A 24,626-nucleotide genomic window follows, 5' to 3' on the forward strand; every position below is an offset into this window, starting at 1 on the left:
AATTCATGATTGATACGTATACTCAAGCACTTGATTTTATTCATGGGCGAACAAAATTTAAAAAAATTCCAACGCTAAAGCGCATGCGCCGGTTTCTCGATGAGTTGGGTGCGCCGGATAAGCGGGTCAGGGCAATCCACATTGCTGGAACCAACGGTAAGGGGTCGACACTTGCGTTTTTACGGAATATTCTCCAACAAGATGGCTTGACCGTTGGCAGTTTTACTTCCCCGTTTCTCATTCGGTTCAATGAACGGATTAGTGTGAACGGGGTACCGATTTCTGACGCTGACATTACCCGGCTCGCTCAGCAGGTCTACCCGATCGTCGTTAAGCTTGATGATGAGTTGGCGGAGGGCGGACCGACAGAATTTGAAATCATCACCGCGATGATGTTTTCATATTTTTCTGAAGGTCATGCTGATATTGTGCTGATTGAGGTTGGTCTGGGCGGCCTTCTGGACTCCACGAATGTGATCATTCCCAAGGTATCAGTGATTACGACGATCGGTTGGGATCACATGCATATTTTGGGCGATACCCTGCCCAAAATTGCTTACCAAAAGGCCGGAATCATCAAGGATCGGGTGCCGGTCGTGGTTGGGAAAATTCCGACTGAACCGCTTGCCGTTATCAAACACGTGGCGGAAGTTAAGCACAGTCCGATTGATATTTTAGGAACTGATTTTCACGTGACCGATACAGGTGTGACGGGTTGGCATCAGGGGTTCACGTTTTCGGCGGCCAAGTTTCCAAAAATTAGTTTGCAGACCAGCTTAATCGGCGACTACCAAACAGATAACGCGGCCGTTGCAATTCAGGCCTACCGGGTCTATTGTCAAAATCAGGATCTCCCGGTTAACCAAGAGAGTATCCAGCGGGGAATTTCGCAAACCAAGTGGGCCGGACGATTTGAAAAAATTAGTGAGCATCCCACGGTGGTGATTGATGGGGCCCACAATATTTCTGCCGTTGATGAGGTTGTGAAGCTCCTTGATTCGGATTTTCATGACAAGAAGATTACCATTTTGATGGGGATTTTGGCGGACAAACAGGCTGACAAAATGGTTGAAAAAATGGCCACCGTTCCCAACGTCTCGATCGTTTTGACCCGATTTTCCGGTCCTGGGAAGCGGGCTGCCGCAGATCCGAAGAAATTGGAAAAAATTGTTGATTCTAAGACTGGTAACGGGACCGTTACGGCGGTGTTCTCCGATTGGCAGCGCGCAACCGATACGGTTTATGGGCAGCTTAGCAGTGACGGAATCCTGCTAATTACCGGATCATTATATTTCATATCTGATGTTCGAAAGTATTTATTATCGAAATCTGCCAATTGCAAATAATCTCTTAAATCCTGGTTTCATTCTTTGGATTTGGTTCATTTTTGCGTGCGTTATGATATACTTATTTCGTTAAACAATAATTAATCTATCAATAACACCAATAAGTAAAATTAACAAAGACTATGACAATGAAAGGATGGATAACGTGTTCGGACTTGGGGATAAAAACATAGGTATTGACCTTGGTACAGCAAACACAATCGTTTATGTTGAAGGAAAGGGGATTGTGCTTCGTGAGCCATCGGTTGTTGCCAAGAGTACAAAAAGCGGCGAGGTGATTGCTGTTGGTGAAGAAGCCCGGGCAATGATTGGCCGCACACCGGCAAGCATTAATGCCGTTCGGCCGATGAAAGATGGCGTTATCGCGGACTACGACACCACTGTCGCAATGATGAAATATTTTATCCAGAAGGCACTGGGTCATTCATCCGGCAAACCATATGTTATGGTTTGCGTTCCAACTGGTATCACCGCCGTTGAGAAGCGCGCGGTGATTGACGCGACGCGTGTTGCGGGTGCCCGTGACGCTTATGTCATTGAGGAGCCCTTTGCTGCGGCAATTGGTGCCGGCCTGCCCGTTATGGATCCGACCGGTAGTATGGTTGTTGATATTGGTGGTGGTACCACCGATGTCGCAACCATTTCATTGGGCGGCATCGTGTCTAGCCGTTCGGTTCGAATGGCTGGTGATAAGCTTAACGAGGCGATTGCCCAGTACATTCGCCAAAAATACAATCTGTTGATTGGCGAGCGAACGGCTGAAGAACTCAAGATTCAAATTGGTTCCGCTTCTGCAAAGGCGGCCAAGGATATTGAAGCCGTTCCCGTCCGTGGCCGCGATTTGGTAACCGGTTTACCCACAACCATTCAGGCGACTGGGACCGATGTCAATAATGCGATTAACGAGTCAGTGATGGAAATCATCTCAACAATCAAAGAAACCTTGGAAGAGACGTCACCGGAAATTGCTGCTGACGTTATTGACCATGGAATTGTCCTCACCGGTGGCGGTGCGCTCCTGCGTAACATCACTGATGTGATTGCTGAAGCTACTCAAGTGCCGGTTTCAATTGCGGCCGATCCGCTGGACTGTGTCGCTATCGGGACTGGTGAATCATTGAAGAGCATTAGTGTCATGAAAAAGAAGCAATAATTTATCATCAATAAATAAATTAGAATCACCATATCTAAAATTGGCGTTGCATGCGCTGTTTTTTAGGTATTTATGAAACGGATGGAGGCAATTATGCAAAAATTTTTCTCCAGTCGAAAGCTTGTTATTGTGATTGTCTGCTTGATCATTAGTTTTGGCTTAATGTCCGTCTCGGTTGCGTTTCGAAATAATCGGAACACACCGCCACTGGTTCAACAATTTGGCAACGACATCGTGGGATTTGGTGATCGAATTGTTGCGATTCCAATGAATGGTGTTCAACATGGATTTGCTTCGATTCATAATCTATTGAATACTTATCAGGAGAATCAGAAACTAAAGTCAAAGGTTGATCAGCTTGCACAAACACAGGTTAAAGATCAAGTTTTGGAACGAGAAAACAAACAACTGAAACGCCAGCTTAACGTTGGCAGTACCTTGACTGGGTACGAAAAGATCAACGCAGCCGTGATTACTCGGACACCGTCTTCTTGGGCGAGTCAGGTTGTTATTAATAAGGGCCAGGCTGCCGGGGTCAAAAAGAATATGCCGGTGATTGCTGGTCCGGGCCTCATTGGGACAGTTGCCGAAGTCAACAAAACTAACAGTAAAGTTGTCTTAATTTCAAATACTGCTGAAAATTCCAATCGATTTGCCATTCAAATTATCGGGGCGGGTTCTAAGGTTGTTAACGGCGTGATCACGTCTTATGATTCCCAAAGTAATCGTATCGTGATGGGCAATATTACGTCCAAGGCTAAGCTTTCCAAAGGTGATCGGGTCACCACCAGCGGTTTAGGCGGCGTGATTCCTAAGGGGATCTATGTCGGAACTGTTTCAAAGATTGCCGAAGATGACTATGGTTTAGCGAAGAAAGTATACATTAAACCCGCAGCTAACTTAAACGATATTGAGGTCGTTTCAGTTGCTGTTCGGAATTGATTGGGGGTTGTTCAGTTGAAACGAAGAATTCCTATCGCCTTTATATTTGTCATCGGTGAGTTCATTGCCTTTTTTCTGGATGGCTCACTTAGCCAAATTCTTTCTGGGACTCTCTATCGCTATCCCAATTCGTTGGTACCGTCATTAACCCTGATGTGGTTAATTTTGGCGGTTTTTTTCGGGGACAGCAAGAAGCTTCACATCACAATGTGGTCGGCAATCATTGGGTTTATCTTTGACATGTACTACACCGGGTTACTCGGCGTCTATGTCTTTATCTTCCCATTAGTGATCTACCTCTGCCAGACAGTCTACCAAATGCTGCCGCCAAATTTTATGAGCGGTTTTTTGGTTTACTTCTTGGGCATCACGGTGTGGGTCAGCCTTGGATTTGTGGCAAACAGCTTTATTGGCCAAACTTCTGATTCAGTTGCGCAGTTTATGGTCAATACGTTGGCGCCTACATTAGCCATTAACCTGGTTTTTATGGCATTGGCATACTTTCCAATTGAACCATTGTATCGAAGTCATAGGCAGTAAAGAAGGGGCGTAAAACATGCATGATGCAGCTGTGTTGAAGGGCACAAATGATGGGTATGAAATCATCTTGGATGATCAGTCGGATTTAGGTGAGGCACTCGCTGGGTTACGACGATTGCTTGAAAACTTAAGGGACCAGGCGGCCTCCGGAATATCACAAGCTATCTCGTTTGATATTCAAACCGGTCGACGCCTATTAGCGGCCGAGGATCGTTCGAAAATTGAAACCATCTTCTCAGATTTCAGTTCATTTTCCGTTCATAAGGTTACTTCAGATGTTATTACGAAAGAAGAATCTAATCGAATCCTTGAACAAGAAAGCGTCCATGTGATTGATCAAATTATTCGTAATGGGCAAGAAATTCACATTCAGGGTGACGTATTGTTTTTAGGCAAAATTCATGAGGGTGGAAAACTCTTTGTTGGGGGCAATATTTATGTTCTCGGTGACGTTCATGGTATCATTCAAGCGGGGTATCCCGATCTTGAGGATAAGATGATTATCGGGGATGTACATAATGCGCAGCAGGTCAGAATTGGTGAACAGTATGAAATTTTGGACGATACAAATACCAAAATTTCTGAAAACACCGTTGTTTATGTCAATGACCTCCACGTACTTGATTATGGTAAGGTCGAAAGTCTCAAACAAATCAACCCGAAATTCTTCAATCGGATAGGAGGAGTCATCAATGGGTAAGGCATACGTTATCACGTCAGGAAAGGGCGGGGTTGGAAAAACAACCTCCTCTGCAAATATCGGGACGGCACTTGCCATGCTTGGTAAAAAAGTTTGTTTAATGGATCTCGATATTGGTCTGCGTAATTTGGACGTTGTTTTGGGATTAGATAACCGAATTATGTATGACATTGTTGACGTTGCTACTGGCCGGGCCAAGCTTGCCCAGGCGCTTGTGAAGGACAAGCGGTTCGATGATCTGTTATACTTGTTACCAGCCGCTCAGAATACCGATAAAACGGCTCTGAATGAGGAACAAGTTGTTCAAATTGTGAATGAACTCAAGCCGGATTTTGACTATGTGTTGATTGACTGTCCTGCCGGGATTGAACAGGGATTTATGAATGCGATTGCTGGCGCTGATAGTGCCATTATTGTAACGACGCCCGAAATTTCAGCTGTTCGGGATGCTGATCGGGTTGTCGGCCTTTTGGAACAACATCCGTTAACCGAAGAGCCTCACCTGATTATTAATCGAATTCGCACCCATATGATGAAGGACGGTTCCGTGATGGATGTGGATGAAATTACGCACCATTTGGGAGTTGAATTGCTGGGAATCGTTTTTGATGATGATGCGGTCATCACGACTTCAAACAAGGGTGAACCGATTGTCCTGCAAGCTGAAAATCCTGCTGGTCAGGGCTATCGCGATATTGCCAGAAGACTCGAAGGAGAATCTGTTCCCCTCATGGAGATGAAGGATGAGGTTCATCCGTCATTTTGGCAAAAAGTAACGAACTGGTTTAAAAAGGGATAAAACTGCTTGACGGATTGATAAATTCCGATTAAGATGATTTTATAATTAAAAACAGATTAAAAGACTTTGATCAGAACCGCGTTTTCATTCAATTTACAGAGAGTTCACGATGGTGTGAAGTGAACAATGGTTGTTAATGCGTCACGTCTGGGAGTCATTCTCTTGAACTGAGTAGGGAGAAGCGGTGAGCACGTTATTGCTGAAGTTTAGTTTTCTAAACTCGTTGAGACTCTCTGTATGAGCAGAGGGTAAAGCTGAGGTGGAACCGCGAATAAAATCGTCCTCTTAGATCATTTTGATGATCTAGGAGGCTTTTTATTTTCTACCGACGATGGTGAGAAAGCTAAACTTCGTGAGGCAGCGGGCGTGAGCTTGTTGCGAAGTGAGGTGGAACCGCGAAAACTATCGTCCTCTTGAGTGTTTAAACTCAAGGGGATTTTTTTATGGAGGGATGTCAAATGATTCAATATATTATGCAAATTTTACCAGCGCTTTTAGCGGGAACCAAAATGACCTTATCAATTTTCTTTTGGACGTTGATATGTTCGATTCCGTTGGGAGCCATTCTGGCACTGGGGTTGGTTAGTAACTTTAAACCCCTCGTGTGGGTCCTGAACGTTTACGACTGGTTGATGCGGGGGACGCCGTTACTACTGCAGCTCATTTTCGTCTTCTATGGGCTGCCAGTTATCGGAATCATTTTTCAGCGTTACGATGCTGCCATGGTTGCATTTATTCTAAATTATACGGCTTACTTTGCTGAAATTTTTCGCGGTGGTTTTCAATCCGTACCACGTGGCCAGTTTGAAAGTGCGCGGGTACTGCGGTTAACCTATGGCCAAACCATTCGAAAGATTGTGATTCCCCAAGTTTTCAAGATTGTTTTGCCATCAATTGGAAACGAAGTGATTAATCTGGTGAAGGATTCTTCATTGGTTTATGTCATCGGCCTTGGCGATCTGCTACGAGCCGGTAACGTCGCAACTGCTCGGGATGTTTCGTTAGTGCCGCTTGTCCTTGTTGGGATTATCTACTTGGCACTAACCGCTGTCTGCACGATTGTCTTGAAGATGATTGAGAAACGTTCGAATGTTTGGCGATAGGAGGGAATTGAAATGTTAGAGATAAAGGGACTTACTAAAAAATTTGGCAGTAAAACCGTCATCAACGATTTTTCGATGACCGTCGCCGATAATGAAATTATGGCAATTGTTGGCCCGTCTGGTGCCGGAAAGACCACGCTTTTGCGTTGTATCACCGGCCTTGAACGGGTAAACGCCGGAGCTTTCTATTGGAACGGGAAACAATTCGACCCGGTGAATCCGGATAAAAACGACACCATTATCGGCGTTGTTTTCCAGGATTACCAACTTTTTCCGAACTTAACCGTGATGGGTAACATTACACTGGCACCAACGTTAGTTAAAAAGCTGGGGGCTGATGAGGTGGAAAAGACCGCGACCGCGTTACTGGAGCGACTGGGGTTGGGCGGCAAAGAAAATCTCTATCCCTACCAACTTTCTGGTGGTCAGAAGCAGCGGGTGGCAATTGTGCGTGCGCTGGCAATGAATCCGAAAATTTTGTGTTATGACGAACCAACATCGGCTTTGGATCCGGCTCTGCGCGACGAGGTTGCCCAAATTATCCTGGATCTAAAGAAGCAGAAAATGACCCAGATTGTTGTGACTCATGATATGGATTTTGCTAAGAACGTCGCCGATGAAATTCAACAAGTTGAACAAATTCAGTAGAAAGAAGGGCTAGCATGCAAAAAGCATTAAAAAAGGCACCATTCATAGTTGCAATCTTTTTGCTGGTGATCGTTCTTTCAGGCTGTCGGTTTGAATCACGGCATAAATTGGAAACCAATCCGGACACTTGGTCAATCATTTCGAAACAAAAAAAGGTTGTCATTGGTTTGGATGATAGTTTTGTGCCAATGGGATTCGAAACGAAGAGCGGAAAAATTGTGGGATACGACGTTGATTTGGCCAAGGCCGTTTTCAAACAATATGGCATCAAAGTTGACTTTCAGCCGATTGACTGGTCAATGAACGTGACTGAATTGCGAAATGGCACCATTGATCTAATTTGGAATGGCTTTTCAATGAATCCTGAGCGGGCCAAGAAGGTTACCTTCAGTGAACCGTATCTCACAAACAAGCAGGTACTCGTTACCAAAAAGAAAAACCACATTTATAATTTTGCTGATATGACCGGTAAGGTTGCCGGTGTCCAGGCCGGATCTGCGGGGGCAATGGACATTGATTCGAAGCCTAAACTGCTCAAAGATCGGATTAAAGATCACAGCCCAATTCTTTATGATTCCTTCACCGAAGCCTTTATTGATTTGAATTCGAACCGGATTCAGGGCCTGCTCATTGATAGTATTTACGCTGGGTATTACATTGGCCACCAGAAGAATCGGGCAACGTATCGAAGCGTTCCCAGCCAATTTCCTAAGGAACAGTATGGCGTGGGGATGCGAAAGGGTGATACCGAATTGAAGCACAAGGTTGATGCCGGGTTGAACCGGCTGGCTAAGAATGGTCAATTAGCTAAAATCAATCAGAAATGGTTTGGGACAAACGCGTATAGTCCACTGATGACTAAATGATTTTGATTGCTAACTGCAAGGCCGTTCGCCGAAATGCTTAAGGAGTTTGAACAAATCTGATAAAATTTGTTCAAACTCTTTTTGGTTTAATATTGAGATTTTATCCAAATTACTTTAAGATGAAAATTGTGACAAATTGAGGAGGAACATGAGTGAATAGTCAAATTGTACGTGGTGTTCAAGTTAAAACCATTCAAACCGATCAATTTAAAAATAATACGATTATCATCAACTTTAGCATTCCCAGCCATTATGCCAATTTTCCCAAACTGGCATTGCTGGCGGATTTGTTGGAAAACGCTTCAAATAAGTATCCGGGCGAATTACTTGTATCCCGAAAATTGTCAGAATTATACGGGGCTAGTTATGGTGTAACGGTTTTGCGATACGGTGATCAGCATACCTTACGGGTTCGGCTTACGCTTCCTGATGATCAATATGTATCCGGTAATCCTGATCTCATGGCCCAGGGGTTTGCGTTTTTAAAAGAAATGATTGAGAATCCGTTTCAACGCGACGGCGCTTTTGATGCGGATTATTTTCGGATTCATCAAACTAATTTAAGTCATTACTTAGCATCCATTCCTGATAACAAGGAGTTTTATGCAACCCTGAAGCTTCAGGCGTTATACTACGGGAAGGATCGGGATCATGGCAGTTATTTGCTAGGGGACGCTGAGAACATTAATGCATTGGATCCCAAGGGGTTGTTTTCGTTCTATCAAACATTTATGGCCCAGGCAAGAATCGTGATTTTGGTCGCCGGCAAAATTGATTCCCAATCAGTCCTGACGCTTGCTCGGCAGTTTTCGTTTTCAAATCAGCCCCGGCAAACTGAATTAGGCTTATTTGTTAAAGCCCGCGAATCTGACATGGTTGTGACCGGTCGCGACCAGTTTGCCGGTTCCCAGTCGATATTAGAGTTGGGCTATCGGCTCCCGATTTATTTTGGGAGTGATCAGTACTTTGCCGCGATGGTGTTTGACCAACTATTTGGGGTATCAACGAGATCGTTGTTATTTACAAATGTTCGGGAAAAAGCATCGCTTGCCTACGATATTCATAGTAGCTATAATTCCCTGGCAGGGATGCTGACGGTTCAGGCTGGAATTGATCCGCAAAATTTGGAAAAGGTTTCAAAGACGATCGCTGAGCAATTGCACCAGGCGGTTGGCGGGCACTATTCTGATGACTTATTAGCAGGGGTTAAACGATCAATGATTGACCAGCATCGGTCTCAATCCGATTACTTGGCAACGGTTGTTGAACGCCGTTATTTTGCGGAAATTTCTGGGATTGACATCAGCGATGAGCAGTGGGAAGATTCGGTTAATCAGATTAGTAAAGCCGATATTTCCAAGGTTGCTGACCAGGTGGACATCCAAGCTGAATACGTACTGGAAAGTCAGGAGGCCGCTGATGAAGACGATTGAGTATCACCAATTTGGTGAACAATTATTTGTGGAAAAGTTGGCAAACGGGCTGACGGTTTATTTGCAACCCAAACGCGGATTTCATAAAACAATTGCGACGCTTGGGGTTAACTATGGTTCGGTGGACAGTCAATTTAATCTCGCTGGCAAGTTAATTTCTCAACCGGCTGGGATCGCTCATTTTCTTGAACACAAAATGTTCGATAAGAAAGATTACGATGTTTTCGAGCTGTTTAATCAAACCGGGGCTTCGGCGAATGCTTATACAAGCTTTACCAATACAAATTACTTATTTTCAACCGCTGGTAATCTCAAAAAGAATTTGATGATTCTATTAGACTTCGTCCAAATTCCTTATTTCACGGAAGAAAAGGTGACCCGGGAGAAGGGCATTATCGATCAAGAGATTAATATGTATCGGAATGATGCTGGTAACCGAATTTATTTCCAGACGGTTGCCGACCTTTACCCCAATTCACCGCTGGCACTGGATATTGCTGGATCCGTTGACTCGGTTTCTCAAATCACGCTTGCGGATGTTCAAACCGCCTACCAGACGTTTTATCGACCTGAGAACATGGCACTTTTTATTACTGGAAACCTTGATCCCATCGAAACGCTAGACTGGATTAAGGAAAACCAGAAACAAAAGCCGGCAGCTTCACCAATTGACGTTACCCGCCATGTGCCGATTCCTGCAGCGGCTCGCGAAGCAATCCATCAACATTCCATGCAGATTACCCGGCCCAAAGTTGCCGTTGGTATTCGGGGTGATGACGTGGTGCCAACGGGAAGAGCTGGGGTTAAATATGAAATGGCGATTTCAATGATGCTCGACCTGTTCTTTAGTGAAACGGCGGCTACCTATGATGATTTATACCAGGACGGCGTGATCGACGATTCGTTCTCTTGGGAATTTGAAAATGAGCGGGCATTTCACTTTGCGTTACTAAGCGCCGATTCTGACAATCCTGATGAGTTTATCACTAAAATTCATCAGGTGATTGATCAAATTCCTGAAAAGCTTCCAAAATTGACCGCCGCTTTTGAGTTACAGAAACGGGAACTCTATGGAAACTATATTGAAATGATGGATTCTCAAGAGGCAATTAGTGGCCAATTTAACGGGTTTCTTGGTGAACCGGTGACAATCTATGACGAAGTCGACATTCTAAATCGCCTTAGCTTAGAAGACGTATTGCGGATAACCGAAACTTTTTTGAAATCAAGCACGATTCAGTCAGAAATAATTCGTGCAAAAGCGTAACTTATGGATTACTTAAATTAACGTTGTGAGTTCATATGATATACTTAAAACGATGATTAATTAACTTTAATGGAGAAATGAGAATGAACGACGAAAAAGATAACTTAACAATTGGTAAAAAATTACATGATGCCCGGGTTGCCAAGGGATATACCCTTGACGATCTTCAAAAAAACACAAAGATTCAGAAACGTTACCTGATTGCGATTGAAGATAATGACTTTGATTCACTTCCTGGTGAGTTCTATGTCCGCGCGTTTGTTAAACAGTACGCGGATTCGGTTGGCCTTAATGGCAGTGAACTGTTAGCCCAATTTGAAACGAAGTTACCGGATACTGAGGACCCCGAATACGTTAATCGGGTGAACAGCGATAATCCCAAGACACGTTCTGCCCAGCGCCAAGTTGACCAGCGAAATGAAAAAATTCGCCGTTACATCTCAATTGCGTCGGTTTCAGTCGTTGTTTTGATCATCTTGATTGCCATTTGGGTTGCGGCAGCCCACAGTTCGCGTGATACTGCCAAAACCCAAATTGAAACCAGCAAGGTGTCGGTTTCTAATAACACGAAATCCAGTCCGAGTGCGGCCAGCTCATCTGCCAAGAAGGCCAAAAAGACGCCCGCAAAATCTAAAAAACTGGCTTTTAAGAAGTTAACCGAATCAGGCAGTAACGTGACCTATCAAGTAACGGGGGCCTCCAAGAAGCCAAGTATTAAGATTGTTACAACTGGTTCGGGCAGCGCCTGGTCGTCAGTTGCTGCTAATGGATCAACGCTTTGGCAGGCAGCATTAGCCGGTGGCAAGTCGCACACGGTGGCATTGCCAAGTGGGGTGACAACGGCGACAATTAATACTGGGAATGCGCCGCAAACTGCTATTTACGTTGCTGGTAAGCGATTGAAATTATCCGATCCGACTGACGGCAGTTCTAATCAGGTACGGGTCATTACCCTTCAGTTTGGTAAATCTGGCGCTTCAAGTGCTTCAAGCACTAGTTCAAGCACCACAACTTCAACTTCCGGAACGACCGGGACCACCGGAACAACTGGGTCAACCGGTTCGACCGGTTCGGCCACTGGGAACACTGGGGCGGCAACTTCTACGACTAATGGTAATACCACTGGGACAACGAACGGCTCGTACTAGTAAACATGTTGGAGGATACAGATGAACTTACCTAATAAACTGACCCTATTTCGAATTATCTTAATTCCGTTCTTTATTTTGATTGTGGCTGCCCCGATTTTATCGGGAAGCGTGACAATTGCTGGAACGGTGATTAGTAACACACGCTGGGTGGCAACCTTAATTTTTATTGTGGCTTCGCTCACCGATTTTCTTGATGGTCAAATTGCTCGCAGACGGCATTTAGTCACCAATTTTGGCAAATTTGCCGACCCAATGGCCGATAAGATGCTGGTCATGACGGCTTTTATTTTCCTGGTGAGTCTCAATGACGCCCCGGCATGGGTCATTGTAATTATTGTTTGCCGCGAACTTGCCGTCACCGGCCTTCGATTAATTGTCGTTGAGAACGATGGCAAAGTGGTTGCGGCAGCGTGGCCGGGAAAAATCAAGACGACCACCCAGATGTTGGCGATTATTTTCTTGTTGCTCAACAATGTGTTATTTGCCGCGATTAATTTCCCATTTGCCCAGTTGATGTTGTATATTTGTCTGTTCTTTACAATTTATTCGGGAATTGATTACTTCGTCCAGAACCGATCAGTTTTTGCGGATTCATTCTAGAAGATTAGTGAAGGCTAGGGGATTTTTAACAATTTAAGCGGGGCCGCGTATGCAACCCCCCACAATATTTTAAAGAGGTTGGGCAGAGATTATCTTTTGCTCAGCCTCTTGTCGTTCACATGATAAGATTGTTTGTGATAAAAGATTTGACGCGTTAAGTTCGTATATTAGTACTGAAGGGAGCAAATAAGATGTCATTAGAACAAGAGTTAGTTGATCAATTGCTGGCTAAGCACATCACCGTTACTGCCGCCGAGAGTCTGACTGCAGGGATGTTTCAAAGTACCCTTGGTAATGTTTCCGGGGTTTCAGCTGTCTTCGAAGGCGGCTTTGTAACCTATTCAGACGCGGTTAAGGAACAGCTGCTTGCGATTCCCCATGATGTGATTGAAGTCAACACGGTTGTGAGTGAGCCGGTTGCAATCTGGATGGCTGATCAAGCCCGCAGAATCATGAAAAAGGATCTGGCGGTTTCCTTTACGGGAGTTGCCGGCCCTGACGCGCTTGAAGGCAATCCAGTTGGGACGGTTTGGATTGGTTTGGCTTATGGTTCCCAAGTGACCTACGCAAACAAGTTCCAGTTCCCTGGCGCACGCAACGACATCCGTGAAGCGGCCGTTCAAGCAGGATTAAAAATGGCACTTGATGCTGTGACGAAGGTCAGAAAATAATTCGAACTTTTGTTCGCTTTTTTGTTGCTTTTTACCAGATTTGTTTGTATAGTGAATTAGTAATCTTTTCAGTTTAGAAAAGTGGGAGGAATTTCATGGCTGACCAAAGAAAAGTTGCCTTGGACAAGGCATTAAAAAGTATTGAAAAGGAATTCGGAAAGGGTTCGATTATGCGCATGGGCGACAAGGCCGATACGCAAATTTCAACAATTCCTTCAGGCTCGCTTGCCTTAGACGAGGCTTTAGGAGTTGGGGGCTATCCACGTGGAAGAATCGTGGAAGTCTACGGACCAGAAAGTTCTGGGAAAACGACGGTTGCCCTCCATGCGGTCGCTGAAGTTCAAAAGCGCGGGGGCACGGCTGCCTATATCGATGCCGAAAACGCATTGGATCCCGTTTATGCCACGCATTTAGGGGTTAACATTGACGATTTGCTGTTGTCACAACCGGATACCGGTGAACAGGGGCTTCAAATTGCGGATGCATTGGTTACCAGTGGCGCCATTGATATGGTGGTCATTGATTCCGTTGCCGCATTGGTTCCCCGTGCCGAAATTGAAGGAGAAATGGGCGATACCCACGTTGGGCTGCAAGCCCGGTTAATGTCTCAGGCCCTTCGGAAATTGTCCGGGACCATCAATAAGACTAAGACCATTGCAATTTTTATTAACCAGATTCGTGAAAAGGTTGGCGTGATGTTTGGGAACCCTGAAGTGACGCCTGGTGGTCGGGCATTGAAGTTTTACGCGACTATCCGGTTGGAGGTTCGGCGGGCCGAACAGATTAAGGATGGCACCAACATCATTGGTAATCGGGTTCGCATTAAGGTTGTTAAGAATAAGGTTGCGCCACCATTTAAGCGGGCTGAAGTTGATATCATGTACGGGAAAGGGATTTCCCAGTCCGGGGAATTAGTTGATATGGCTGTTGAAAAAGATATTATCAACAAATCCGGATCATGGTATTCCTATGGCGAAGAACGAATTGGTCAGGGCCGTGAAAACGCGAAGGCTTACTTGGAAGAACATGCAGATGTTTATCAAGAAGTGGCTAAAAAGGTTCGCGATGCCTATGGAATTCCTGAAGATGGGGCGGCAACTAACGAGGAAGAAAGCAGCAAAGATAAAAAGGCTGATTCTACCGACAAAAAGGCCGCCGAAAAGGATAACGACAAGGCTAAATCAAAGGCCATCGATAATATTGATTTAAATATTGGTAAATAGGTTCATGAGTCACCAATGAGCGAATGAAACGGCGGGTGTAACGGTCGAATCATTCGTTTTTTTGTTGATTAAACAAGCAAATAACCATTAGACTGGCGTTAGGAGCATGGAAAAAATTCAAGTTAGGATGTCGACAATTAATTGCTATATGCAAATGGTTGCTGGACCCTAAATAAGATGATTGACACTTTGGCTAACAAACATTAAAATTAAGGTTGTGTCAATAATCAAATAACATCTTATTTAATTTGTGTTACAAAATAATCATTATTTATGATGATTTGGAGGTGAAGCCATGAGTATGGCTGGGGTAATCCTCGCAATCATCGCTATTATTGTTGTTGGTTTTGTTGGTTTTTTTAGTTATTTAATCGGGAAATCTACACAGAAGAAAATCCAGACCGCTAAACTTGAAACTGCAAAGGGTTCCGCAACGTCCATTTTGGCCGAGGCAAAAAAGAAAGCCGAGACACTCGTTAAGGAATCAACTTTAGCTGCTCAAGAAAAGAATCACCGCTACCGTTCAAAAATTGAAAAAGAATTAAAACAACGGCGAGTGGAGATTCAAAAGCAGGAAGATCGACTGTTACAGCGAGAAGAAGCTCTTGATCGCAAGGATAGTACCTTTGAGCGACGCGAAAATAGTTTGAACCGCAAGGAGCAAAAGATTAATCGCGAACAACAGAATTTAGAGTCGCAACAAGAAAAAGCAAACTCACTTATTGCCAAACGGCAAGCCGAAGTTGAACGGGTTGCGGGTTTCACTCAGGATGAAGCCCGGGATCAAATTTTAAAGGAAACTGGTGACCAGCTAGCTGAAGAAAAGGCTCGAATGGTCAAAGAAAGTTATTACCAAGCTCAGGCAGAAGCTGACAAGAACGCGAAAAACTTAATTGTTGAAGCAATTCAACAAAGTTCAGCGGATATTGTATCTGAAACGACAGTATCAGTTGTCAGTCTTCCTAATGACGACATGAAGGGCCGGATCATTGGTCGTGAAGGTCGAAATATCAGAACGTTTGAAACCCTGACCGGGATTGATTTAATCATTGATGATACGCCGGAAGCGGTTGTTTTAAGCGGATTTGATCCTATTCGCCGGGAAGTTGCCAAGATGACATTGGAAAAGTTAATTAAGGACGGTCGGATTCATCCAGCTCGGATTGAAGAGATGGTTGATAAAAGTCGTAAGGAACTTGACGAACGGATCCAGGAGATTGGCGAAGAAACGTTATTTGATCTGGGCATTCACTCAATGAGTCCTGAGATGATTAAACTCGTTGGGCGAATGAACTTTAAGATTTATCAGGGGCAGAATTTGCTTGCCCATTCAACTGAAGTTGCAAAACTTGCCGGAGCATTTGCTTCGGAATTAGGTGAGGATGTTACATTAGCTAAGCGCGCAGGATTATTACACGATATCGGAAAAGCTGTTAACAATGGCGTTGTCCAGGGTTCTCATGTTCAAGTGGGGGTTGACCTTGCTAAGAAATATCATGAGAGTCCAGTGGTAATTGACACAATTCAAGGTTATGAAGATGGCCATCAACCCGAGTATATTATTGCCGAGTTGGTTGTTGTTGCTGAAAAGATCGCCGAATCTCGTCCCGGGGCTCACAGTGAGTCGCTCGAGAGTTTCGTGCATCGGCTTGATAGCCTGGAAAAAATTACTGACAGTTTTGACGAAGTTCAAAAGAGTTACGCAATTCAAGCTGGACGGGAAATCCGTGTGATTGCAAAACCCGATGACATTACTGACACGCAGGCGATAGTGCTTGCTAGAAGGATTAAGCAAAAGATTGAAACTGAGATGAAGTACCCTGGTCATATTAAAGTGACAGTGATCAGAGAAGTTCGTTCAGTTGAATATGCAAAGTAAAAGATCAGACGTTCTGGTCTTTTTTCTTTTATAATAGATCGTGTTAACATTATTTGAATAGAAAATTAGAAAGTGTAGGGCAGTTTGATGCGAATTCTTTTTATTGGTGACGTTGTTGGCGATAAAGGCGTTTCGATGATTCAACATTATTTACCGGTGATTAAGCAGGAGGTTCGGCCTCAGGTCACCATTGTTAATGGCGAAAATGCGACGGCAATGGGACGGGGCATTACGCAATCAATTTATAAGAAACTTATGGGTGACGGTGTCGACGTTGTGACGCTTGGTAATCACGCTTGGAGTAATCGGGAAATTCTGGATTTCATTGATGATGCCAATCGGTTGATTCGGCCCTATAACTTTCCTAAGAACGTCACTCCCGGTAAGGGTTATACGTTGGTTAATGTGAATGGTAAGCAACTAGCCGTCCTTAATTTTCAGGGGCGGGTATTTATGGATAATCTAGATGATCCGTTTTCCTTGGCCGAATCCTTAGTTACCGAATTGCGGCAGAAGACCAACTGCATTTTCATGGATTTTCATGCCGAGGCAACCAGTGAAAAATTGGCAATGGCAAGATTCTTGGATGGAAAGGTTTCGGCGGTCGTTGGCACGCACACCCACGTCCAGACCAACGACCCCAGAATCCTTCCGCAAAAAACGGCCTTCCTGACCGATGTTGGGATGACTGGTCCGGCTGATGGCATGTTGGGGATGAAACCCGAGAGTGTCATTTCCCGGTTTATCAATCAGCGGCCCGCCAGGTTTGAAGTCCTAGAAACTGGACGCGGCGTGCTATCCGGGTGCGTCATCGATATCGATGACAAGACGGGTCACGCCACTGCGATTAAAACGATCAAATACCTGGATGATCAGGCTCGCGGTTAAACTCGTTAAGCACGGTGATCCAGAAATTGAAACAAGTTCATGATCTTTAAGGAGCGTTAGGTTTTGGCAAAAAAAGAAGCAACCCCAATGATGGTTCAATATCAAAAAATTAAAGATCAATATCCGGATGCCTTTTTATTCTATCGGCTCGGTGATTTTTACGAGATGTTTAATGACGACGCGATTAAGGGGTCTCAGTTATTGGAACTGACGCTCACCAATCGTTCCCGGAACCCGGAAAACCCGGTGCCCATGTGTGGGGTTCCCCACAAGGCGGTTCAGAATTACATTGATATCTTGGTGGATCAGGGATACAAGGTTGCCATTTGTGAACAGATGGAGGATCCGCGGCTTACCAAAGGGATGGTTAAGCGTGAGGTTATTCAGCTGGTAACGCCGGGCACGCAGATTGATGTTGGGACCCAAAATGCAAAGAGCAATAATTATCTGACGGCCATTAATTATGATTCAAACCAAGCAGCTTTTGGCTTTTCGTATGCCGATCTGTCGACGGGAGAACTGAAGGTTGCTGAATTAAGTACGTCTGCCGAGTTAATTAATGAGTTGGTTTCACTGCAGACCAAGGAGGCGGTTGTTTCCGGGGATTTACCAAATTCTGTTCGCGAAACCGTCGAAAAACTGGGGATTCTGATTTCTCATCAGCCCTCGCTGCCCGTTAATTCTTCAGAAAGCTATCTATCCCAGGACGTCACCAGCCCGCTTTTAAAGCAGGTTGTTAAATTAATGCTGGATTATATCCAATCGACCCAAAAACGCAGCCTGCAGCATTTGAAGCGGGCTGTCGTCTATGAACCGTCCGACTTCTTGGAACTGGATCATAATTCACAGTATAATCTCGAGCTAACCCGAAATATTCGCACCGGCAAAAAGGCCGGAACGCTTCTTTGGCTGCTTGACCAGACCAAGACGGCTATGGGCGGTCGTAAGCTTAAACAGTGGATTGAACGGCCGTTGGTTAACCGAACGAGGATCGAAGAGCGCCATAATGCCGTCGGGGTCCTGTTAGATCACTATTATGAACGAAATCAGCTACAAGATGAATTAATCAAGGTTTATGATTTGGAAAGATTGGCCGGACGAATTGCTTTTGGCAGTGTCAACGGCCGGGATCTGATTCAACTCAAGACGTCTTTAAAGCAGGTCCCAAAGATCAAATACATCCTTGAGCAAATTGCTGACAAGAGTTTTAAGGACATGTTGGATAATTTGGTGCCCTTGGACGACGTTGTGGCGACCATTGAAAATGCGATTGTTGAGCAGCCGCCCATTTCAGTGACTGACGGTGGGGTCATCAAGGATGGCTTTGACGATCGGTTGGATAAGTATCGGGATGCAACAAAGAATGGTCAGAAGTGGCTGGCTGATTTGGAAGCAAAGGAACGTAAAGTGACCGGGGTTAATAACCTGAAAGTTGGGTTTAACCACGTTTTTGGATACTACATCGAGGTAACCAAAACAAATTTGGACAAAATTCCAGCTGACCGTTATCAGCGTAAACAGACGTTGGCGAATGCCGAACGATTTTCGACTCCCGAACTGAAAGAAAAAGAGGCGTTGATTCTTGAAGCTCAGGAACAGAGCAAGGTACTGGAATACCAACTGTTTGTGAAGGTTCGCGATCAGATCAAAGCTTCAATTAAGCAAATTCAGGCCTTGGCTGACGCAGTCGCTTCCGTTGATGTCCTGCAGAGTTTTGCAAGCGTCAGTGAAGAGTACCGGTTTGTCAAACCTAAGTTAACAACCCAGCATAAAATTGCCATTAAAGACGGCCGTCATCCGGTTGTTGAAAAGGTATTGGGCCATCAGCAATATGTTCCCAACGATGTTGACATGGGAAGCGATACCAGTGTGTTATTGATCACGGGTCCGAATATGTCTGGAAAGAGCACTTACATGCGGCAAGTGGCGTTAGGCGTTATCATGAACCAAATGGGATGCTTCGTGCCGGCAAAATCCGCAACCTTACCAGTATTTGACAAGATTTTTACCCGAATTGGTGCTGCCGATGACCTGATTTCCGGCCAAAGTACTTTCATGGTAGAAATGAAAGAGGCTAATGATGCGATTGAAAATGCCACGCCAAATAGTTTGATTTTATTTGACGAAATTGGTCGGGGGACCGCAACTTACGATGGGATGGCACTGGCCCAGGCAATTATTGAGTATGTGCATAACAATATTGGTGCCAAGACGCTGTTTTCGACCCACTATCATGAGTTGACGAGTTTGGATGAGACGTTGAATCGGCTACAAAACGTTCACGTCGGGGCCACCGAATCTAATGGTGAATTGGTGTTTCTTCATAAAATTCAACCGGGCCCCGCTGATAAATCATATGGCATTCACGTTGCCAAGCTTGCCGGCTTACCGAATGGGTTGCTTAACCGCGCGAATCAAATATTAACTGGTCTTGAGAAGAAGGAAGCTCATGGCAAGCCGGGGAATCCGGCGACTCAACCAGCCGAGGCGCGTGAGTCATCGAAATCTGGCCATGAGTCCGCGGCCAACACTGAAGAGCAAATTTCACTATTTCCGCTTGAAAAGGTTGATGATAATCAGGCTGAAGTTGTGAGTCAGTTAAAAAATTTGGATTTAATGTCAAAGACCCCCATGCAGATTATGAATCAGGTATATAAGTGGCAGCAGAAGATGAACAGGGAGTAGGTGGTTAATTTGAAACAAATTCATGAATTGCCGCCAATCCTCGCCAACCAAATATCGGCTGGTGAGGTCGTTGAGCGACCAGCTTCCGTTGTAAAGGAACTCGTTGAAAACGCCATCGATGCGCATAGTACCCAGGTCGATGTGACCGTTGAGAATGCCGGCCTTAAGTTGATCAAAGTGGTTGATGACGGCGACGGCATTGATGCGGATCAGGTTCAAACCGCATTTTTACGTCACGCGACTAGCAAAATTACAGAGCAGCGGGATCTTTTCCGGGTGCGAACGCTGGGATTTCGTGGTGAGGCACTGCCAAGTATTAGTTCGGTGGCCGACGTGGTATTGAAAACGTCAACCGGCGCGATGGGGACGGAAGTCACTTATAAGGGCGGCAAATTTGTGTCCCAGAGTGCGTCTGAATCGCGTAAGGGAACCACGGTCGAAGTCCGTTCGTTATTTTACAATACCCCAGCGCGGTTAAAATATCTGAGTTCACCAAATACGGAATTAGCCAAAATTTCCGACATTGTCAATCGGCTGGCACTGAGTCATCCAGAGGTCGCGTTTTCATTTACCAGCAACGGCCGGGAGCTGTTAAGAACCTCCGGCCGGGGCGACTTACTGCAGGTTTTAGGGGCAATTTACGGCGTCAAAACGGTCTCAAAAATGGTCCCGATTCAGTCTGAAGAGCCTGATTTGGCAATTAATGGATTTGTCAGTCTTCCCGAGCTGACGCGGGCAAGCAGAAACTACATTTCGTTGATTTTGAACGGCCGGTTTGTTAGAAATTATCCGCTGACCAGGGCGGTTATTGATGGGTACGGGTCCAAACTCATGATTGGGCGTTTCCCAATTGCCGTCATTAACATTAAGCTGGATCCGGCGCTTGTTGACGTCAACGTTCATCCGACCAAGCAGGAGGTTCGAATCAGCGAAGAGCCTAAACTTGGGCATATGATTTCCAACGCGATTCGCCAAATGCTGGCGACTAAGCAGTTGATTCCAGACGCCACCCGTGACTTTAAGAAACCAGTTTCCAGCCGTTCCAATGATTATCCTTCAGAATCACCCGCGATTAGTGCCCAGCCGCAAGGGCAGCCTTTATTTGAGGTGCCTTCTGAGACTGAGGGTTCGAATCTGGCGGATGATGATCCAATCGTTATCAAGCAAAGAGACGATCTGAACGGTCCCCGAGTCGCTAAATGGGATCGTCTGTTAGCAGAGGAGCCGACTTCAGTTCCTATTTTTGGTGAGACGGGATTCCGGCTGGCCGATGATTCCAATCCGGCAAAAGCTGCCGAAATTCAATCTCAGCCAGAGCAGCAAGATCTGGTTGGGGAATCCGGTTTTCCAAATCTTCGCTATATTGGTCAGATTCACGGGACCTATTTAGTTGCCGAAACCCCTGAAAATATGTATCTGGTGGATCAACATGCCGCTCAGGAACGGATTAACTATGAGCACTATCGAAAAGCGATTGGTGAAGTTAGTGACGATCAGCAAAAACTGTTGGTGCCAATCGTTTTAGATTACACCACCAGTGATTTTTTACTTATTATGGAAAAACTGCCCCTGCTTCAAAAGCTTGGGATTCACCTTGAACAGTTTGGCCAAAATAGCTTCATTGTTCGGGAACACCCAATGTGGTTTAAGGCCGGGCAAGAAGAGGCGACCATCAAAGAAATGATTGACTGGATTCTTAACGACCATAAGATTTCGGTTGCCGCCTTTCGTGAAAAAACGGCCATCATGATGAGCTGTAAGCGCGCAATTAAGGCCAATCATCATCTTGATAGTCGACAGGCAAGTGCTTTGCTGGCTCGACTGCCCGAATGTGAGAATCCCTATAATTGTCCCCATGGCCGGCCCGTGCTGGTGAAGTTTACAAATGAAGATATTGAAAAGATGTTCAAACGCATCCAGGATCCTCACCGTACGGATGAAGAAATTATTTAAAATATCCTCGAGCGTCACGGAAACTTATGATACAATTTATAAGTTATTAGCAAACATACGTTTTAGTGAAGAGGAAATTGAATGTACGAATTTTTTGAAGGTCAAATTGTTGATATAACGCCCGCGTCGATTGTTTTACTGGTAAATGGGGTTGGCTACTTGATTTACACTGCCGATCCTTATCGATTCAAGGTGGACACTAAAAAAACCGTTCGCGTTTATGTGTACCAAGCCGTTAGCGATTCGGCAATTTTGCTGTACGGATTTTACGATGCTGATGATAAAAAGATTTTTCAGAAACTTCTGGCAGTATCCGGCATCGGTCCGAAAAGCGCCCTGGCAATTTTGGCGGGTAATGATCGGAGTGGGTTGATCAATGCCATCAATAATCGAGACGTCAAATTCTTGACGAAGTTCCCCGGTGTTGGTAAAAAGACCGCCCAACAAATTATTTTGGATCTTCAGGGCAAGGTGGGGGATTTCACGACTGATCCATCCAAGAAAGCGCCTGATGTCGCGGTTGGCACGACCTCAAATGAATTGGCGGACGCCATGTCCGCACTGGAAGCGCTCGGTTATTCCACCAAGCAGATTACCAGCATTCAGGCTGATTTAGAAGCGAAGACCGGTTTAACGACCGATGAATACCTGAGTCTTGGCCTTAAGCTATTAATGCATTAGGGGGTGAAAAATTGGAAAAAGACGATCGGATTGTTTCCCCTGAGAACGAGAATGACGATGAAGATAAAATTGAAAAGTCCCTTCGGCCGCAAACGTTGGCCGATTACATCGGGCAAAGTGACGTTAAGAACGAACTGAAAGTTTACATCCAAGCCGCTAAACAGCGTGAGGAATCCCTGGATCACGTTCTGTTGTATGGCCCACCAGGCCTTGGGAAAACGACGCTTGCGATGGTCGTTGCCAATGAAATGGGGGTTAATATTCGAACGACCAGCGGACCGGCAATTGATAAACCGGGCGATCTCTTGTCACTGTTAAACGAATTGAATCCTGGAGACGTTCTGTTTATTGATGAAATTCACCGGCTCCCCAAAGTTGTTGAGGAAATGTTATATTCCGCGATGGAAGACTTCTTTGTTGATATCATCGTCGGTCAGGGATCGGACTCCCATCCGGTTCACTTTCCCCTTCCGCCATTTACCCTAATTGGTGCCACAACGCAGGCGGGGATGCTTTCGGCACCGTTGCGTGATCGATTTGGCATCGTTGAGCATATGAATTACTACCAAGTGATTGATTTGGAACAGATTGTTCAGCGAACTGCCGGAATCTTTCAAATTCCGATTTTGAAGTCCGGAGCTCATGAAATTGCTTTGCGTTCCCGGGGGACTCCTCGGGTCGCCAACCGGCTTTTGAAGCGAATTCGTGATTTTGCCCAGGTAGCCGATAAATCCAGCATTGATTTGGACATTGTCCGTTACGCCCTTGAAAAGCTCAAGGTTGACGATTTGGGGCTTGACGCGACCGATATTAAACTATTACGGACAATGATCGAATACTATGACGGAGGTCCGGTGGGATTAAAAACTTTAGCAGCTAATATTGGTGAGGAAACTGACACAATTGCCGAAATGTATGAGCCGTACCTCCTTCAAATCGGGCTCATCAAGCGGACTGCCCGGGGCCGTAAAGTAACCCCCAAGGGCTATGCGCATCTGCATTACCCTAGCAGCCCCAGCAACCTCGTATGAAAGGAAACTTAACGTTGAAAACAAATTACACACTTGAAGATTTTGACTATGATCTGCCTCATGAACTGATTGCACAAACCCCGATTAAAGATCGGGATGAGTCCCGCCTTTTGGTGCTCGATAAAGAGACCGGCGAGATGCAGGACCGCCACTTCTATAACATCATTGATTATCTGAATCCTGGCGATGCACTTGTAATGAACGATTCCAAGGTCATGCCTGCCCGAATTTACGGGGTAAAAGAAGACACTGGCGGTCACTTGGAAGTCCTGTTATTGCATAACATTGAGGGTGATCGGTGGGAGACGCTCATGAAGCCGGCTAAGCACGCCAAAGTAGGCACCAGAATCGATTTTGGCGATGGTCAGTTAAAGGCCGTTGTTACCAAGGAGTTGGATCATGGCGGCCGGGAAATTGAATTTCAATACGAGGGAATCTTCATCGAAATCCTTGAGAAGCTGGGCGAAACCCCGTTACCGCCATACATCAAGGAAAAGTTAGATGATCCTAACCGTTACCAAACCGTTTATGCCAAAGAAATGGGATCGGCAGCTGCACCGACTGCCGGACTTCATTGGACAAAGGAACTCTTGCAAAAAGTAGCTGATAAGGGTGTTCATCTGGTATACTTAACCCTTCACGTTGGCCTGGGCACCTTTAGACCGGTTGAAGAAGACAATATTGATGATCACAAAATGCATAGTGAATTTTACCGGTTATCTGATGACGCTGCTGCCACTCTGAATGCCGTTCGAAAAAATGGTGGCAAAATTGTGGCAACCGGAACGACGTCCATTCGCACTTTGGAGACGGTTGGATCGAAGTTTAATGGCGAGATTCATCCGGATTCTGGGTGGACCGACATCTTTATTAAACCCGGATACCAATGGAAAGTGGTTGATTCATTTATTACGAACTTTCACCTTCCCAAGTCAACTTTGGTCATGTTGGTTGCGTCGTTCACCGGTCGGGATAACATCTTGAATGCTTATCAGCACGCAATTGATGAAAAATACCGATTCTTTAGTTTCGGGGATGCCATGTACATTCACTAGTTTCTAGGAGGA

At 45.2% G+C, this 24,626-nt stretch carries 22 protein-coding genes and 1 other annotated feature; all 22 genes read left to right on the forward strand.

Translation table 11 applies throughout. The features are described from left to right. The first annotated feature begins 5 nt into the window (after positions 1-5). On the forward strand, positions 6-1,346 hold the full coding sequence (locus FD47_RS01665) for a bifunctional folylpolyglutamate synthase/dihydrofolate synthase (RefSeq protein WP_056979973.1): 1,341 nt from the start codon (positions 6-8) through the stop codon (positions 1,344-1,346). Positions 1,347-1,491: 145 nt separating this feature from the next. Further along, a complete protein-coding gene (locus tag FD47_RS01670; protein WP_275453004.1) occupies positions 1,492-2,499 on the forward strand; it encodes a rod shape-determining protein in 1,008 nt (335 codons plus the stop codon). 72 nt (positions 2,500-2,571) lie between these two features. After that, on the forward strand, positions 2,572-3,441 hold the full coding sequence (gene mreC / locus FD47_RS01675; protein WP_008214932.1) for a rod shape-determining protein MreC: 870 nt from the start codon (positions 2,572-2,574) through the stop codon (positions 3,439-3,441). A gap of 15 nt (positions 3,442-3,456) precedes the next feature. Further along, positions 3,457-3,981 carry a rod shape-determining protein MreD gene (gene mreD, locus FD47_RS01680; protein ID WP_056979974.1) on the forward strand — a complete coding sequence of 175 codons (525 nt, stop codon included), beginning with the start codon at positions 3,457-3,459 and terminating at the stop codon, positions 3,979-3,981. Between the two features lie 16 nt (positions 3,982-3,997). Beyond that, on the forward strand, positions 3,998-4,681 hold the full coding sequence (locus FD47_RS01685; protein WP_054732502.1) for a septum site-determining protein MinC: 684 nt from the start codon (positions 3,998-4,000) through the stop codon (positions 4,679-4,681). Then, entirely contained in the window at positions 4,674-5,480 is an 807-nt protein-coding gene (gene minD / locus FD47_RS01690; protein WP_054732505.1) for a septum site-determining protein MinD, read from the forward strand. Before FD47_RS01685 ends, minD begins: the two co-directional genes overlap by 8 nt. A gap of 57 nt (positions 5,481-5,537) precedes the next feature. Continuing rightward, positions 5,538-5,768: a binding site (T-box leader), on the forward strand. A 170-nt stretch (positions 5,769-5,938) separates the two neighbouring features. Next, entirely contained in the window at positions 5,939-6,583 is a 645-nt protein-coding gene (locus FD47_RS01695; protein ID WP_040538041.1) for an amino acid ABC transporter permease, read from the forward strand. A 12-nt stretch (positions 6,584-6,595) separates the two neighbouring features. Continuing rightward, positions 6,596-7,231 carry an amino acid ABC transporter ATP-binding protein gene (locus FD47_RS01700; protein WP_008214923.1) on the forward strand — a complete coding sequence of 212 codons (636 nt, stop codon included), beginning with the start codon at positions 6,596-6,598 and terminating at the stop codon, positions 7,229-7,231. Positions 7,232-7,245: 14 nt separating this feature from the next. Beyond that, positions 7,246-8,097, forward strand: a complete 852-nt coding sequence (locus FD47_RS01705) for an amino acid ABC transporter substrate-binding protein (protein ID WP_054732508.1) — start codon at positions 7,246-7,248, stop codon at positions 8,095-8,097. A gap of 152 nt (positions 8,098-8,249) precedes the next feature. Further along, positions 8,250-9,530, forward strand: a complete 1,281-nt coding sequence (yfmF, locus tag FD47_RS01710; protein WP_054732510.1) for an EF-P 5-aminopentanol modification-associated protein YfmF — start codon at positions 8,250-8,252, stop codon at positions 9,528-9,530. Continuing rightward, a complete protein-coding gene (yfmH, locus tag FD47_RS01715; RefSeq protein WP_056979975.1) occupies positions 9,517-10,797 on the forward strand; it encodes an EF-P 5-aminopentanol modification-associated protein YfmH in 1,281 nt (426 codons plus the stop codon). The genes yfmF and yfmH overlap by 14 nt, the downstream gene beginning before the upstream one ends. An 83-nt stretch (positions 10,798-10,880) precedes the next feature. After that, entirely contained in the window at positions 10,881-11,945 is a 1,065-nt protein-coding gene (locus tag FD47_RS01720) for a helix-turn-helix domain-containing protein (protein WP_054732514.1), read from the forward strand. A gap of 21 nt (positions 11,946-11,966) precedes the next feature. After that, a complete protein-coding gene (gene pgsA, locus FD47_RS01725; protein WP_008214918.1) occupies positions 11,967-12,548 on the forward strand; it encodes a CDP-diacylglycerol--glycerol-3-phosphate 3-phosphatidyltransferase in 582 nt (193 codons plus the stop codon). 191 nt (positions 12,549-12,739) lie between these two features. Beyond that, on the forward strand, positions 12,740-13,219 hold the full coding sequence (locus FD47_RS01730) for a nicotinamide-nucleotide amidohydrolase family protein (protein ID WP_054732517.1): 480 nt from the start codon (positions 12,740-12,742) through the stop codon (positions 13,217-13,219). A 95-nt stretch (positions 13,220-13,314) separates the two neighbouring features. Beyond that, positions 13,315-14,442, forward strand: coding sequence for a recombinase RecA (gene recA / locus FD47_RS01735; RefSeq protein WP_008214916.1), 1,128 nt, complete (start codon positions 13,315-13,317; stop codon positions 14,440-14,442). Between the two features lie 295 nt (positions 14,443-14,737). After that, positions 14,738-16,321, forward strand: coding sequence for a ribonuclease Y (rny, locus tag FD47_RS01740; protein WP_008214914.1), 1,584 nt, complete (start codon positions 14,738-14,740; stop codon positions 16,319-16,321). An 87-nt stretch (positions 16,322-16,408) separates the two neighbouring features. Further along, positions 16,409-17,209 carry a TIGR00282 family metallophosphoesterase gene (locus FD47_RS01745; protein ID WP_056979976.1) on the forward strand — a complete coding sequence of 267 codons (801 nt, stop codon included), beginning with the start codon at positions 16,409-16,411 and terminating at the stop codon, positions 17,207-17,209. Positions 17,210-17,272: 63 nt separating this feature from the next. Beyond that, on the forward strand, positions 17,273-19,894 hold the full coding sequence (gene mutS / locus FD47_RS01750; RefSeq protein WP_056979977.1) for a DNA mismatch repair protein MutS: 2,622 nt from the start codon (positions 17,273-17,275) through the stop codon (positions 19,892-19,894). Continuing rightward, a complete protein-coding gene (gene mutL / locus FD47_RS01755; protein ID WP_054732520.1) occupies positions 19,895-21,847 on the forward strand; it encodes a DNA mismatch repair endonuclease MutL in 1,953 nt (650 codons plus the stop codon). A gap of 81 nt (positions 21,848-21,928) precedes the next feature. Continuing rightward, positions 21,929-22,528, forward strand: a complete 600-nt coding sequence (gene ruvA, locus FD47_RS01760; protein ID WP_054732522.1) for a Holliday junction branch migration protein RuvA — start codon at positions 21,929-21,931, stop codon at positions 22,526-22,528. 11 nt (positions 22,529-22,539) lie between these two features. Further along, on the forward strand, positions 22,540-23,559 hold the full coding sequence (gene ruvB / locus FD47_RS01765) for a Holliday junction branch migration DNA helicase RuvB (RefSeq protein WP_054732525.1): 1,020 nt from the start codon (positions 22,540-22,542) through the stop codon (positions 23,557-23,559). Beyond that, on the forward strand, positions 23,556-24,614 hold the full coding sequence (queA, locus tag FD47_RS01770; RefSeq protein ID WP_056979978.1) for a tRNA preQ1(34) S-adenosylmethionine ribosyltransferase-isomerase QueA: 1,059 nt from the start codon (positions 23,556-23,558) through the stop codon (positions 24,612-24,614). Before ruvB ends, queA begins: the two co-directional genes overlap by 4 nt. The last annotated feature ends 12 nt before the right edge of the window (positions 24,615-24,626 follow it).

Source organism: Lentilactobacillus parafarraginis DSM 18390 = JCM 14109 (genome assembly GCF_001435895.1).
GTDB lineage: Bacteria > Bacillota > Bacilli > Lactobacillales > Lactobacillaceae > Lentilactobacillus > Lentilactobacillus parafarraginis.